This window comes from Paraburkholderia podalyriae (assembly GCF_014397785.1).
Lineage (GTDB): Bacteria > Pseudomonadota > Gammaproteobacteria > Burkholderiales > Burkholderiaceae > Paraburkholderia > Paraburkholderia podalyriae.
The window spans coordinates 199,616-213,797 of record NZ_VZQQ01000001.1 but is presented as its reverse complement, the minus strand read 5'-3'; the positions used below and the strand labels follow the sequence as shown (position 1 = coordinate 213,797).

The window sequence follows — 14,182 nt, the reverse complement described above, 5'->3', positions numbered from 1 at the left end:
CCGCCCGCGTTACCCCGCTGCAACTACATGACATCAATGCAGCTTTTCACCCTCAGGAGACAGTAGATGACCAGCAAGCTTCGCCGTTTGACCCTGACCGCGATGGCCGCCGCCGCCCTCGCCGCCCCGTTCGCCGCGCAACTGTCCGCCCGCGCGGATCAGCCCCTCAAAGTCGGCTTCCTCGTGAAGATGCCGGAACAGGCGTGGTTCATCAACGAACAGAAAGCCGCGACCGCGCTCGGTCAGAAGGACGGCTTCTCGGTCGTCAACATCGGCACGCCCGACGGCGAAAAGGTGCTGGCCGCGATCGACAACCTCGGCGCGCAAGGCGCGAAAGGCTTCGTGATCTGCGCGCCCGACGTGCGTCTCGGACCGGCGATTCAGGCACGCGCGAAGCGCTACAACATGAAGTTCGTGACCGTCGACGACCAACTGGTCGACTCGACCGGCAAGCCGCTGGCGAACGTGCCGCACCTCGGCATGTCGGCGTTCAAGATCGGCAATCAGGTGGGCCAGGCGATCACCGACGAAATGAAGCGCCGCGGCTGGAAGCCTGAGGAAGTCGGCGCGCTGCGGATCACGGACTATGAGCTGCCGACCGCGAAGCTGCGCACCGACGGCGCGACGCAGTCGCTGCTCGCCGGCGGCTTCAAGAAGGAAAACGTCTTCGACGCGCCGCAGAAAACCACCGACGACGAAGGCGGCTTCAACGCGGTGTCGCCGGTGCTCGCGCAGCATCCGAACATCAAGAAGTGGGTGATCTTCGCGCTTAACGAGGAAAGCGTGCTCGGCGGCGTGCGCGCGACCGAACAGCTGCATATTCCGGGCGCGGACGTGATCGGCGTCGGCATCAACGGCGCGGGCGAGGCGTTCGCCGAGTTCCAGAAGAAGGAACCGACGGGCTTCTACGGCACGATCGCGGTCAGCTCGACGAACCACGGCAAGGAAAGCACTGAAAACCTTATCGGGTGGATCAAGGACGGCAAGCAGCCGCCCGCCGACACGCAGACCACCGGCAAGCTGATGGTGCGCGGCAACTGGCAGGACGTGCGCAAGGAACTGGGTATTTAAGCGAGCTTCTCGCAGCAGACGGCGGGCCGCCCCGTGCCTCGCGTTTAGCGCGAGCGCGGCCCGCTCAGGTTTCATCCGTTCGAGGTTTTTCGATGACGTCCTTAATCACCGGGTCTGATGCCAGCGGCGCGGCGCTCGCGCCCTCGCCTGCATCGACGCCCGCATCCGACGCCCCCTATCTCCGGCTCGCCGGCATCACCGTGCGCTTTCCGGGCGTGCTCGCGCTCGACCAGGTCTCGCTCGAAGTGCGCCGCGGCGAGGTGCACGGCCTGATGGGCGAAAACGGCGCTGGCAAGTCCACGCTGCTGAAGGTGCTGTCCGGGGTCAATCATCCTGTGTCGGGCACGCTGTCGCTCGACGGCGTCGAGCAGCAGTTCGCGACGACCAAGGCGGCGATCGCCGCGGGCATCGCGATCATCTATCAGGAACTGCATCTGGTGCCGGAGCTGACCGTCGCCGAGAACCTGATGCTCGGCACGCTGCCGAATCGCTTCGGGGTACTGGACGAAAAGGCCCTGGTCGCGCGTGCAATGCGCGAGCTCGAACGGCTCGGTGAGAAGCTCGATCCGTCACAGCAGGTCAAGCAACTGTCGATCGGTCAGCGGCAGATGATCGAAATCGGCAAGGCGCTGATGCGCGACGCGCGCGTGATCGCATTCGACGAACCGACCAGCTCGCTGTCGTCGCGTGAAACGACGCAACTGTTCCGCATCATCCGTGCGCTGAAGGCCGAAGGCCGCGCGATCATCTACGTCACGCACCGGATGGATGAAGTCTACGAACTGTGCGATCGCGTCACCGTGTTTCGCGACGGCCGCCGCATCGACACCTTCGAGGCCGGCGCGGGACTCGATCGCGATCGGCTGATCAGCTGCATGGTCGGCCGCTCTATCACCGACGTGTACGGCTATCGCGCGCGCGAGCTCGGCGGCGTGCAGCTTCAGGTCAATGGCGTGATGGGACCGGGCCTGCGCGAACCGGCCACCTTTTCGGCACGCAAGGGCGAGATCGTCGGCTTTTTCGGGCTCGTCGGCGCGGGCCGCTCCGAGCTGATGAAACTGATCTACGGCGCGGTCAAACCGAGCGCCGGCGAGGTCGCGCTAAGGGGCAAGCGCGTGCAGTTCGCGACGCCGCGCGACGCGGTGCGCGCCGGTGTTGCGCTGTGTCCCGAGGATCGCAAGCAGGAAGGCATCGTGTCGATCGCGTCGGTGTCGGACAACCTGAACATCAGCTGCCGCCGCCACTTCAGCCGCTTCAACGTGCTCAACGGCCGCAAGGAAGCGCAGACCACGCGCGAGTTCATCGGCAAGCTCGCGATCAAGACACGCAATGGCGACACGCCGATCGGCACGCTGTCCGGCGGCAATCAGCAAAAGGTGATCCTGTCGCGCTGGCTCGCCGAAGAGATCGACGTGTTCCTGATGGACGAGCCGACGCGCGGCATCGACGTCGGTGCGCGCAGCGAGATCTACGGGCTGCTGTATGGGCTCGCCGAGGCGGGCCGCACGGTCATCGTCGTCTCGAGCGATCTCGCCGAGGTGATCGGCGTAACCGATCGCGTGATCGTGATGAAGGAAGGCCATATCGTCGGCGATCTGCCGAAGGCGCAGGCCACGCCGGATGCGCTGATCAAGCTGGCATTGCCGCGCTGATCGCGCAACGGATCGCGCCACCAGACCTCTTACCGAATACCGCAACGAAAATGGCATTGAATGGAACAGACATCATGAACACACCTTCGACCGATTCCTCGACCCCCGCCGTCGCCTCCGCGGGCTTGACTGCGCGCGCCGCGCGCACCTGGGACCTGATCAACAAATCCGGCATCGTGATGGTGTTCGTCATCCTGTTCGCGGTGCTGTCGTTCACGGTCCCTGACTTTCTGAGCACGCGCAATATCCAGGGCCTGCTGCTGTCGGTCACGCTGATCGGCTCGATCTCCGTCACGATGATGTTCGTGCTCGCGCTCGGCGAGGTGGACCTGTCGGTGGCGTCGATCGTTGCGTTTTCGGGCGTGGTGGCTTCCGTGCTGATCACCGCGACGCATAGTGTGTTAGTCGGCGTCGCGGCCGGCGTGCTCGCGGGCGGCGCGGTCGGGCTCGTCAACGGCACACTGGTGGCGCGCTACAAGATCAACTCGCTGATCGTCACGCTCGCGATGATGGAGGTCGTGCGCGGCCTCGCGTACATCACGTCGAACGGCGACGCGGTGATGATCTCCGAGGAGCGCTTTTTCGATCTCGGCGGCGGCTCGTTCCTCGGCATTTCGTATCCGATCTGGAGCAACATCGTCGGCTTCGTGCTGTTCGGCTTTCTGCTGAAAAAGACCGTGTTCGGCAAGAACGTGCTGGCGGTCGGCGGCAATAGCGAAGCGGCTGTGCTCGCTGGACTGCCCGTCACGCGCATCAAGATCACCGTGTTCGTGCTGCAAGGCCTCGTCACCGGCTTTGCGGGCGTGATGCTCGCGTCGCGCATGAGCCTCGGCGATCCGAAAACGTCGGTTGGACTGGAACTCGGCGTGATTTCCGCGTGCGTGCTCGGCGGCGTGTCGCTGACGGGCGGTGTCGCGACGATCTCCGGCGTGCTGGTCGGCGTGCTGATCATGGGCTCGGTGCAGGACGCCATGAGCCTGCTGAACGTGCCCACGTTCTATCAATACCTGATTCGCGGCGGCATCCTGCTGCTCGCGGTGCTGTTCGACCAGTTCCGCCGCAGCAAGCGCGTGCACTGACGCGCGATTGCTTATGGCCGGATTTCCTGCGCTTTGTGAGAAGGCGTGCTGCCGATGCGGGTCGATAAAGTCCGCATCGGCTTTTTTTATTGCACGCGAAGCGTGGCCGGCATGGAAAGCAATAAAAAAACGGCCTGGCATTTGAATGCCCAAGCCGTCTTCTAACTCACGTGTTCGTGCCTGCGGCTTTAAAGCCGCAGCGGATACGCGTGCGACCGCATTCCGGCTTTTGCCGGAATACCGGTGTTGTGCTTATTGCTTGATAAATCGGTCGTTCGCCCAGAGCCCCTCGGTGTCGCTATTGCCTGAATTCACGAACTCGACGTCGTGGCCGACCACGCGCACCACGCGGAAACTTGAATCGGTCGGTGTCGACACGCATTGATATCCGGAGAAGAATTCCTGCATCTGCTGCTGTTCACCGGCCTGCGCGTGGTGATCGGCGGCATCGAGCTTGTCCTTTGATACGCAGCCATACGCATTGGCCTTGAACTGGATCGTTTGCTGCGGCTTGATCATGACGTCTTGCGCATGAACGCTAGCGGCAGCCAAACCCGCAATGGCGAAAACAGCGGCAATACGAGTTCTCATTTTCTTCCTCCGGTGCGGACCGAAAAATACTTGGGTTAGCTATGTATTTAACTTTAACGGTGGACGCGCAACTCACACTTTAGAAGAACCAAGGAGAACGACAAGCACATCTTGTGTGCAGTCGCAACAGTGGCGAATTGTCGCAGCAAGTGCCGTAGCTGATTAAAGCTTGAGCAGACGCTTGGTCGACCCGCAATGAAATGGATAACTAAAAAGCCCGTCGTACGCACGCCTCTAACTGGTAAAGCTTTGCACGAGAATTCGCGTAAACGCGTAGCGGCAATTAAGCAATCTAATACAATTTAATCAATGACTTTGTGCACCGCACACCAAGTCATGCACCAGGCAAAGGCGGTTATGCGCAATAACGAGGCAGGTGCAGAAAATAAACAGTGCCAGCTGTGTGTCACGGGCTTTCTCGAAAGGTGGGGATCGCCGTCGCGCAAGCATGCGGGTACAGGCGGTGCTCTACAATAAAAACAAATCTCCTGCGCCTGGAGGCTATCGTGAACGAGCACGTGATACTCGGGATTTTTCTGGTCGTTCCGCTGCTGATCGTCATGTTTCTTTTTTCTGACGAATTGTGGCAGGAGCATCGAGACCTGCATGACGGACGGCCGTTGCCACCGCGTCCGCGACGCATCGACTGGCGACATCCGCTGCGCCGTTCGCGCGAGCGGCTATAAACCGAGAAGCGGATCGCCAAAGAAAAAAGCCTGCCACAGGGGCAGGCTGAAAAAAGAGATCCACACTCAATGCCTTGAATACAAGGCAACAGCAGTCTAGTCGCGCGGCGCCCATCGGTGGTTTCAACGGCTTTTACAGTTGTTACCGAGCGTGACCGTGACGTGCAGTGGGTTGCATTGGCGTGCGATGCGTCGCGCTTTCAATGGGCGCGCCAGTGCGCGCGAATCCGTTTGGCCAGCGCTTCGAGTGTGTCCGCATCGGCGGGCTCGCGCGCATGCAGCTTCAGCGGTTGACCTTCCCAGCGCGGAATCACGTGGAAATGCACGTGCGGCACCGTCTGTCCGGCCGCCGCACCGTTGAACTGGCCGATGAACACGCCGTCCGGGCGCAGTGCTGCACGCACCGCAATCGCCAGCTTTTGCGCCATGCGCGTCGACTCGACGAGCGCCGCATCGGACAGATCGAAAATTTCCGCGACCGCCTCCTTCGGCACGACGAGCAAATGGCCGTCAGCTTGCGGCATCAAGTCCATGAAAGCCAGCGCCTGGTCATTTTCGGCCACCTTGATGCAGGGTAATTCGCCGCGCAAAATTTTTGCGAACGGGTTGCTGTCGTTGTATTCCATCGCGTTTCCTTTCATTTGGGCTGGGTTCATTCACGGCTCGTGCGGAACAGGGCTTTTTCGCGCAGCTTCGCACCGCGGTTTCCTATTCTCTACCGAACGCTTACGGCACGCGTGCGGCGCGCCGGATTGCTTGCGGCGGCTGGCCGAACGCGCGCAGAAACGCGCGCCGCATCCGCTCGGGGTCGATGAAGCCAGTGTCGGCCGCGACCGTTTCGATCGAGTGACGGCCGGTTTCAAGCATCGTGCGTGCCACTTCGACACGCAGCGCCTCGATCGCGCGAGCCGGCGACTGGCGCGTCTCGTCGCGAAACGCGCGGCTGAACTGGCGTGGACTCAGACGCGCGACGTCGGCGAGCTGTTCGACGGTCAGCGGCTCGCGCAGATGGTTTTTCGCATACGACAGCGCGTTCTGGATTCGATCGGATTTCGGTTCGAGATCGAGCATCGCGGAGTACTGCGATTGCCCGCTGGTGCGCCGGTGATAGACGACGAGCTTCTTCGCGATCGCGCGCGACACCGCGACGCCGAGGTCGTTTTCGACGAGCGCGAGGCACAGATCGATGCACGCGGTCATGCCGGCCGACGTCCACACCGAGCCGTCGACGATGAAGATGCGGTCCTCGTCGACCCGCGCGCGCGGAAAGCGCCGCTGCAGATCGCGCGCATGCGCCCAGTGCGTGGTCGCGTGGCGGCCGTCGAGAATGCCCGCTTCGGCGAGCACGAACGCACCGGTACAGATGCTCGCGGTGCGGCGCGAGGCGGCGAGCGCGTCGTTCAGAAACGCGAGCAGCCCCGGCGACGACGGTGCAATCTGCATCGCGCCGGTGACGATCACCGTGTCATAGGCCGGATCGCCGAACGGCCGCGTCGCGAGCTCGACGCCCGCCGAGCTGCGCACCATGCCGCCGTGCTCGGAGATCACCGCGACGTCGTACGCCGGCTCGCCGCTGTCCTGATTGGCGAGTTCGAAAATCGATACCGCGACCATGTCGAGGATCTGGAAGCCTGGAAACACCACCACGCCGATGCGTTTCATTGCGATGTCCTGAAACGAGGGAAATATGACATTTGAGACGGAACGGTACGCGCCTAGACTCAACTCGTCAACACCGTCGCATCAGCGCGAATGCCGCGCGGCGGCGAGTTCACGGATGTTCCCATTTACCGGATACGGCGGATGCGTCACGCGCAGCCCGCAAGGAGAGCTTCAATGACAACCCAGGCAGACAACGTCGTACAAGGCAACTCGAACGAAGGCAAGGGCACGGCGGTGGTCACGGGCGCCTCGTCGGGTATCGGCGCGGTGTACGCCGACCGACTCGCGCGGCGCGGCTACGACCTGCTGCTGATCGCGCGCGACGGTGCGCGCCTCACCAGTCTCGCCGACCGGCTGACGAAGGAGACCGGTCGCCGCGTGCGCACGGTGAGCGCCGATCTGACCGACAAGGCCGACGTGCGCCGCATCGAGAACCAGCTGCGCGCCGAACGCGGCATCACGATGCTGGTCAACAACGCGGGTGTCGGCGCGACCGCGACGCTGATCGACTCGGACATCGATCAGCTCGAGCAGATGATCGACCTGAACGTGACCTCGCTGACGCGCCTGACGGCGGCGGTGTTGCCGGGGTTCGTCGCGCGTGGCGCGGGCACGGTGATCAATATCTCGTCGATCGTCGCGTTGGCGCCGGAATTGTTGAACGGCACTTACAGCGGCACCAAGGCGTACGTGTTGAACCTCACGCAGTCGCTGCATCACGAGGTGGGCGGCAAGGGCGTGCGGCTGCAGGCGGTGCTGCCGGGCGCGACGAGCACCGCGTTCTGGGATCGCGCGGGTCTCGCGGTCGAAAACCTGCCTTCGCAGATCGTGATGAGCGCCGAGCACATGGTCGACGCGGCGCTTGCCGGTCTCGATCAGGGTGAGCTGGTGACGATCCCGTCGTTACCCGATGCCGCCGACTGGGAGCGTCTGAACAGCGCGCGTCTGCATCTGCAGCCGAATCTGTCGCGCAGCGCGCCGGCCGAGCGCTATACGCGCGCCGTGGTGTGAAACAGAACGCGGGGAAGGGCGGCTCCCGACTCAGCCGCTGACCGCCACCTGATTCTTCCCATTGGGTGTCGCGCGATACAGGCCGACGTGGGCGGCCTCGATCAGCGTCGTGACGGGCGACACATGCGCCGTTATGCACCTGTTACAGAGTTAATGTCCGGTTACCAACTGCAGCATCTATTTCCGCGCGCGTCGGCGACAATGCGTCCATGCCTGAACGGCGGGAGCTTAATATGAAAAAGATCGCAGTGGCGTTGGTTATGGCTGGGAGTCTGACGGTGGCGAGCCAGGCGTCCGCGCACGGAAACGGCGGTGACGTGGTGGGCGCGCTGATCGGTGGCGCGGTGCTGGGCGCAGTGGTCAGCTCGGTGTTGACACCAGCGCCGGTGGTCGCGTATCCGCAGCCGGTCTATGCGCAACCCGCATATCAGCCCGCGCCGGCCTATGCGACACCTCCGCCCGCCTATTGCTACGACCAGTATCAGCGCGCCTACGTCGCGTGCGGCGCACCGCCGCCTGGACAGTACGGGTATGCACAGCCGCAATCCGAGCCCCAGTGGTGACTGCGTGAAGGTTGTGATGCGCGGACGATTCGGACTAACAGCGCGCAGACAAAAAGGCCGTCGCCCAATGCGACGGCCTTTTGCATGTGAGGCACGGCTTAATGCTTGTGATGAAGCCACTCCGCGTAATGCGTGTCGAGCCAGCGCTCGAGCCTGGGCGGCCTGGATGCGTCGCGGTGACGCGACATCATCCAGATGGCAATGCCGACCACCAGCATGACGGCGGGCCCCATCAGGTAGGCGAGCATCGATTCAGACATCGGAACCTCCGTTTCGGCTTGCATCCATCTGTCAGTGTAGGCGATGGAAGCGGGGAAAGAACGACGAAGTGAAACGGTCAATTGAAGCGGAAAAAGGCGCATTTGCGCCGGGAATGGAAACCTGATTTCTTAATGACATTACCTTTATTTGCCTAGGTTTGTGGCAAGGCCGCATCGGCCTGTGTACCAACCCATTGCCGGCATGACGGCAAACGTCGGATGGCGCCAAAACCCATGACAATGCCGTCAGGCGATCCCGTTCGCCGTCTGCCGTGCGACTTCCATCTGGCTATCGACAAAGTCCGCCCAACTCTGAAGCATGCGACGTCCCCGCGCTGCTTCGCCAGTTGCTTCGCGCTTCGTGATGTCGCCCCCCGCGCCTGATTGGCGCTCCATGTCGCGCAGATGCGTCGACGCAGTCCGCCGAAAGTCATGCAGCACGAAATGCTCCACGTCGAGCCCCAATGCCTTGACCGCCTGGTTCAGCGTGCTCTTCGCGATCGGCCTATCGTCGCCCCTGATGCTCGGGAATACGAACCTCTCGCTGGTGCGCGCGCGCTGCAGCTCGCGCAGCAGCGCAACCGCCTGACGCGGCAGGCAGACGATGCGATCCTCGCGCGCGTTCAGGCGCGCGGCGGGAATCGTCCATAGCGCGTTGTCGAGATCGAACTCGGCCCATGTCGATTCGACGAGGTCCGATTTGCGCGCCATCGTCAGCACCAGCAGATGCAGCGCGAGTTTCAGCGGGCGGCGGATATTCGACGTGTCGATCGTGTGCAACATGACGCCGATCTCGGCGCCGGACAGCACGCGGGTGCGACTGTCGAAGGTCGCGATCGAGCGCGCCGGCACGACTTCCGCGGGGTTGCCGACCGCGAGCTGCCGCGCGATCAGGTAGGCGTACAGGCGCTTCACGACGTTGCGTGTGTGCAGCGCCATTTTCGGCGAGCCGCGGCCTTTGATTCGCTCGCAAATCGCGACGATGTCGTCGGCGCTCACCGCGCCGATCGGCTTGTTGCCGATCGCGGGCAGCACGTCCTTGTCGAGCGCGCGCCGCGTGGTGCGGCGATATTCGTCCGACTTGCCGGCCAGTGCGGTCGCGAGATAAAGGTCGGCCGCTTCACGCAGCACGTCGGCCTTGCTCTCGGCGCCGCGATCGCGCCGCGCGGTCGCGACCGGCGAGATGCCCTGCGCGACGAGCGCTGCGTACTTCTGCGCTTTCGCGCGCGCGACGCGCAGTGAAATCATCCGGTAATCGCCGATGGTCGCGAGCGGCTGACGCTTGCCGTTCAACGTATAGCGGAAGCGCCAGACCTTGGTGCCGGTCGTCATGACCTCGATCACGAGGCCGTTGCCGTCGGCGACACAGTAGCGGGTCGCGCGCGGTTCGAGCGCGCGGATCTCGGATTCGGTGAGCGGGGTGGCGAGGCGGGGCATGCTTTCAGGACACTGTACGTGGTGGCTCAGACAGCGGCGATTTTAAACCTTTGCGTTAGCTGTGTACCAATAATTCAGTGGATTTTGGGTCGACGGAGTGTCATTTGCACCTGCGCCGCAGCGGTGCCTATTTGACCTTGATGGTTGGTATGACGGCCGTGTTGCACGGATCCGCCAGTCCGGCGTTACTTGCCGATGCAGAATCGGCTGAAAATCACTCCGAGCAGATCGTCCGAACTGAACTCACCGGTGATCGAGTTCAACTGACCCTGCGCGAGCCGCAATTCCTCGGCGAACAGATCGAGCGCCTGCGCGTTCTGCTCCGCATGCGCGGCGGCGCTCGCCAGATGCTCGTCGGCCGCGCGCAATGCAATCAGATGCCGCTCGCGCGCGAGATAGACGCTTTCCGCGCCCGCCTGCCAACCGGCGATGCGTAGCAGTTCGCCGCGGAGCAATGCGACGCCTTCGCCTTTCTTCGCCGACAGCCACACCTCGCTGAGCTCGAGATCGGCGTCGAGTGCCTGCGTCGCCGGCGCGAGCCCGGTCAAGTCCGTTTTGTTCAGCACGCGCACGATCGGCACGCCGCGCGGAAAGCGTCCGGCGATCGTCTCGTCGTCGGCCGTCATGCCGGTGCGCGCGTCGAGCAGATGCAGCACCACGTCCGCCCGTTCGATCTCGCCCCACGTGCGCTCGATGCCGATCTTCTCGACCTCGTCCTCGGTCTCGCGCAAGCCGGCGGTGTCGATCACGTGCAGCGGGATGCCTTCGATCTGGATCGTCTGCGCGACCTTGTCGCGCGTCGTGCCGGCGATCGGCGTGACGATCGCGAGTTCGGCACCGGCGAGCGCGTTCAGCAGCGAAGACTTGCCGACGTTCGGCTGCCCCGCCAGCACGACCGACAAACCCTCGCGCAGCAGCGCACCTTGGCGCGCCTCGCTCAGCACGTGCGCGAGACGCTCGCGTATGCGCGCGAGCTTGCCGCCCGCGTCGGCAGCTTCGAGAAAGTCGATTTCCTCTTCGGGGAAGTCGAGCGTCGCTTCGACCAGCATCCGCAGCGTAATCACTTCTTCGACTAGTGCGTGGATGTCGCGCGAGAACGCGCCGTCGAGCGAGCGGCCGGCCGAACGCGCGGCGGCCTCGGTGCTCGCCTCGATCAGATCGGCGACGGCTTCGGCCTGCGCAAGATCGAGCTTGTCGTTCAGAAACGCGCGACGTGTGAATTCGCCGGGCTCGGCGAGCCGCAGACCGAACGCGCGGCCGGCGTCGACGCAGCGCTGCAGGACCAACTGCAACACGACCGGCCCGCCGTGGCCTTGCAGTTCCAGCACGTGCTCGCCGGTGTACGAATGCGGCGCCGGAAAGTACAGCGCGATGCCGCGGTCGAGCGGATTGCCGCTCGCGTCGAGAAACGGCACGTAGCTCGCGTGGCGCGCGGCGAGCGTCTGGCCGGTGAGCGCGTGCATCAACGGCTGGGCGGCCGCCGCGCCAGCGCGGCCGAACGAAATCCGCACGACGCCGATGCCTCCGCGGCCGGGCGCGGTAGCAATGGCAACGATGGGATCGGAGTCGGTCGTGAGCATGGGAAGTCGGGCGAAAACACGAGGGGAGGGCGGGCCGCGTCGTTCGAGTCGGCGCGAGGCATTGTAACGCGCGCGCCTCGGACGGAAGGGCTCGCGGCAAAGGCGCGAAGAAGGCGCGCTTTCGTTCTATTGGCTGCGTAGTTCAGATTTATCTTAAGTAAGCTAGGATCATTACTGCGTTACTTAAGAATAATTAAGATTCGGCTGGTCCTGCAATTCCGGAAAAGGCAAGCCAGGTAATAGAAAGATGAAAAAATCGATTTCGTGCAACGCATTACGGGGCGTGCGCTGCAAGCTAAAACTATCTCAAATAGGGGAAAACTAAACTTGGTCGGTTGTCAACTGGTTGAACGCTGAATTGCACAATCTGGCCCATGCCGACCGACAAAGAAAAAGCCGCCTTCGCGAAGAGACTGAAGGATCTGCTCGAGCCGCTGAAAATTCGCGGCGGGACCAAACTCGCCGAGCAGTTCAATCTTCGCTATCACGGCGAGCGTTCCGTGACACCGCAGACCGCGCACAAATGGCTGACGGGTACGACGATTCCAAAGCCGGATAAGTTGCGCACGCTCGCCGAATGGCTGAACGTCAACGAGCATTGGCTCCATTACGGACCGCCGCCCGGCACTAGCGCGAGACCGATGGCTCGCGGGGAAAAATATCCGCCGACTCCCGAAACGATCGAGCTCGCCTCCAAGATCGCATCGTTGACGCCGAAGGACCGAAATCTGGTCGAGGAAATGATCGTGCGCTTCTACGGCGAAGATTCCGACGACGAGTGAGCGACGAATAATGAGCATGCGGCCGCCTGCCGCATTTTGTTCAACTGCCATAAAAAAACCGCCCGGTTCGCACCGGGCGGCTTTTCGTTTTTCGGCTTGCGTCGCGGCGGCCATGCGGGCCGCCGCTGAGCAGAACATCAGGCCGGCTTCGCCTTCGAGCTGCCCATCATCCGCGTGATGTAGTACTGCTGTGCGATCGACAGCACGTTGTTCACGACGTAGTACAGCACGAGACCCGCCGGGAAGAAGAAGAACATGACCGAGAACGCGATCGGCATGAACATCATCATCTTTGCCTGAACCGGATCTGGCGGCGTCGGGTTCAAGCGGGTCTGCAGGAACATCGACACGGCCATCAGGACCGGCAGGATGAAATACGGGTCCTGCTGCGACAGATCCTGAATCCACAGAATCCACGGCGCACCGCGCATTTCCACCGATGACAGCAGCACCCAGTACAGCGAGATGAACACCGGAATCTGGATCACGACCGGCAGACAGCCGCCGAACGGATTGACCTTCTCGGTCTTGTACAGCTCCATCAGCGCCGCATTCATCTTCTGCGGATCGCCCTTGAAGCGCTCGCGTAACGCCTGCATGCGCGGCGTGATCGCCTTCATGCGCGCCATCGATTTGTAGCTCGCGGCCGACAGCGGGAAGAACACCGCCTTGATCAGCACCGTGAGCAGCACGATCGACCAGCCCCAGTTGCCGACATAACTGTGGATCTTCGACAGCAGCCAGAACAGCGGCTTCGCGATGATCGTGACCCAGCCGTAGTCCTTCACCAGATCGAGGCCCGGCGCGATGCCTGCGAGCATCTTCTCTTCTTCCGGACCGGCGAACAGACGCGCGTTCACGCTGATGGTCTGACCCGGCTGGATGGTCGGCATCGCCTGCTTGATGCCGACGCGATACAGCGACGGATCGATCTTCTCGGCGTAGAAGTCACGCTTTGCGCCCTCCTGCGGAATCCAGGCCGACGCGAAGTAGTGCTGGACCATCGCGACCCAGCCGTTGTCGGCCGACGTTGCGAAGTTCTCCTTGTTCTTGTCGAGATCGCCGAACGTCATCTTCTGGAAGTGATGCTCGTTCGTGTAGACAGCCGGTCCGATGAACGTGTGCGAGAAGCGCGGCGTTTCGACTGGCTGGTCGTCGCGCACGAGCTCCATATAGACCTGCGGCGTCACCGGCGTGGTGCCGACGTTCTGGACCTTCGTCTCGACGCCGATCACGTAGCTGCCGCGCGTGAACGTATAAGTCTTGATGACCCTGAGGCCGCCTTTTTCCGGCGACTCGAAGCTCATCTGGAACGAGTTCTGACCATTAGCCAGTTCGGTCGGCTGATTCGGCATCAGCGTGAATACGTCGTTGTGATTCGGGAAATCGCCACCTAGCAGGCCGGTGCGCGCCAGATACGTGTGATTTTTCGTTTTGTCGAACAGAGTGATAACGAGATCCGGCTGCTTGCCGTCGCCCTGCTTGACGAGCGATAGGCGCGACAAGGTGCCGCCGCGGGTGTCGATTTCGCCGCTATAGACGTCGGTGCCGAACTTCACGAGTTGCGATTGCTCGGCCGCCGGCGCGTTGCCGGGCGCGGTGGCGTTGGTGGCCGGCAGATCGGCCGGCTGGGTGCCCGGCGTCGTGGTGCCCGGCGCGGCGCTGCCGGCGGTCTGGGTCGGCGTCGTGCTCGGGAAGAACATCGACGGGCGTCCGTGGTCGCGTTGCCAGTTGTCGAACAGCATGACAGCTGACATGAAAAAGATGACCCATAGGACGGTGCGTTTGATATCCATGCGTTGTCTCAG

Annotated in this window: 14 protein-coding genes; 7 read left to right on the top strand and 7 right to left on the bottom strand. The window is 62.8% G+C overall.

Annotation, left to right across the window (positions count from 1 at the left end; genetic code table 11):
• The first annotated feature begins 66 nt into the window (after nucleotides 1-66).
• From F6X42_RS00965 to araH, 3 genes are all read left to right on the top strand, one after another.
• On the top strand, nucleotides 67-1,071 hold the full coding sequence (locus F6X42_RS00965; RefSeq protein WP_187632407.1) for an arabinose ABC transporter substrate-binding protein: 1,005 nt from the start codon (nucleotides 67-69) through the stop codon (nucleotides 1,069-1,071).
• A gap of 92 nt (nucleotides 1,072-1,163) precedes the next feature.
• On the top strand, nucleotides 1,164-2,723 hold the full coding sequence (gene araG / locus F6X42_RS00960) for an L-arabinose ABC transporter ATP-binding protein AraG (protein WP_187632406.1): 1,560 nt from the start codon (nucleotides 1,164-1,166) through the stop codon (nucleotides 2,721-2,723).
• Nucleotides 2,724-2,797: 74 nt separating this feature from the next.
• Complete coding sequence (gene araH / locus F6X42_RS00955) at nucleotides 2,798-3,802, top strand: L-arabinose ABC transporter permease AraH (RefSeq protein WP_187632405.1); 1,005 nt, start codon at nucleotides 2,798-2,800, stop codon at nucleotides 3,800-3,802.
• 252 nt (nucleotides 3,803-4,054) lie between these two features.
• Here araH and sap1 read toward each other — a convergent pair whose 3' ends face one another.
• A complete protein-coding gene (sap1, locus tag F6X42_RS00950; protein ID WP_187632404.1) occupies nucleotides 4,055-4,393 on the bottom strand; it encodes a surface attachment protein Sap1 in 339 nt (112 codons plus the stop codon).
• 506 nt (nucleotides 4,394-4,899) lie between these two features.
• Here sap1 and F6X42_RS00945 point away from each other — a divergent pair.
• Nucleotides 4,900-5,079 (top strand): hypothetical protein, encoded by a 180-nt coding sequence (locus F6X42_RS00945; RefSeq protein ID WP_187632403.1) that lies wholly within the window; start codon nucleotides 4,900-4,902, stop codon nucleotides 5,077-5,079.
• Between the two features lie 200 nt (nucleotides 5,080-5,279).
• On the opposite strand, the gene F6X42_RS00940 is transcribed toward F6X42_RS00945, so the two are convergent.
• On the bottom strand, nucleotides 5,280-5,705 hold the full coding sequence (locus F6X42_RS00940) for an HIT family protein (protein ID WP_187632647.1): 426 nt from the start codon (nucleotides 5,703-5,705) through the stop codon (nucleotides 5,280-5,282).
• A 100-nt stretch (nucleotides 5,706-5,805) separates the two neighbouring features.
• The gene (locus F6X42_RS00935) at nucleotides 5,806-6,741 is read right to left on the bottom strand and encodes a GlxA family transcriptional regulator (RefSeq protein WP_187632402.1); all 936 of its coding nucleotides are present in this window, start codon (nucleotides 6,739-6,741) and stop codon (nucleotides 5,806-5,808) included.
• 174 nt (nucleotides 6,742-6,915) lie between these two features.
• On the opposite strand from F6X42_RS00935, the gene F6X42_RS00930 reads away from it, so the two are divergent.
• Both F6X42_RS00930 and F6X42_RS00925 read left to right on the top strand, forming a co-directional pair.
• Nucleotides 6,916-7,752, top strand: coding sequence for an SDR family NAD(P)-dependent oxidoreductase (locus F6X42_RS00930; protein ID WP_187632401.1), 837 nt, complete (start codon nucleotides 6,916-6,918; stop codon nucleotides 7,750-7,752).
• Nucleotides 7,753-7,985: 233 nt separating this feature from the next.
• Nucleotides 7,986-8,315 (top strand): ecotin precursor, encoded by a 330-nt coding sequence (locus F6X42_RS00925; protein WP_187632400.1) that lies wholly within the window; start codon nucleotides 7,986-7,988, stop codon nucleotides 8,313-8,315.
• Nucleotides 8,316-8,413: 98 nt separating this feature from the next.
• On the opposite strand, the gene F6X42_RS00920 is transcribed toward F6X42_RS00925, so the two are convergent.
• From F6X42_RS00920 to mnmE, 3 genes are all read right to left on the bottom strand, one after another.
• The gene (locus F6X42_RS00920) at nucleotides 8,414-8,575 is read right to left on the bottom strand and encodes a hypothetical protein (RefSeq protein WP_187632399.1); all 162 of its coding nucleotides are present in this window, start codon (nucleotides 8,573-8,575) and stop codon (nucleotides 8,414-8,416) included.
• Between the two features lie 246 nt (nucleotides 8,576-8,821).
• A complete protein-coding gene (locus tag F6X42_RS00915; protein WP_187632398.1) occupies nucleotides 8,822-10,012 on the bottom strand; it encodes a tyrosine-type recombinase/integrase in 1,191 nt (396 codons plus the stop codon).
• 185 nt (nucleotides 10,013-10,197) lie between these two features.
• The gene (gene mnmE, locus F6X42_RS00910) at nucleotides 10,198-11,592 is read right to left on the bottom strand and encodes a tRNA uridine-5-carboxymethylaminomethyl(34) synthesis GTPase MnmE (RefSeq protein WP_187632397.1); all 1,395 of its coding nucleotides are present in this window, start codon (nucleotides 11,590-11,592) and stop codon (nucleotides 10,198-10,200) included.
• A gap of 374 nt (nucleotides 11,593-11,966) precedes the next feature.
• Between mnmE and F6X42_RS00905 the strand changes: the two genes are divergently transcribed.
• On the top strand, nucleotides 11,967-12,374 hold the full coding sequence (locus F6X42_RS00905; RefSeq protein WP_187632396.1) for an XRE family transcriptional regulator: 408 nt from the start codon (nucleotides 11,967-11,969) through the stop codon (nucleotides 12,372-12,374).
• Nucleotides 12,375-12,511: 137 nt separating this feature from the next.
• Here F6X42_RS00905 and yidC read toward each other — a convergent pair whose 3' ends face one another.
• On the bottom strand, nucleotides 12,512-14,170 hold the full coding sequence (gene yidC, locus F6X42_RS00900; RefSeq protein ID WP_187632395.1) for a membrane protein insertase YidC: 1,659 nt from the start codon (nucleotides 14,168-14,170) through the stop codon (nucleotides 12,512-12,514).
• Nucleotides 14,171-14,182 lie beyond the last annotated feature (12 nt).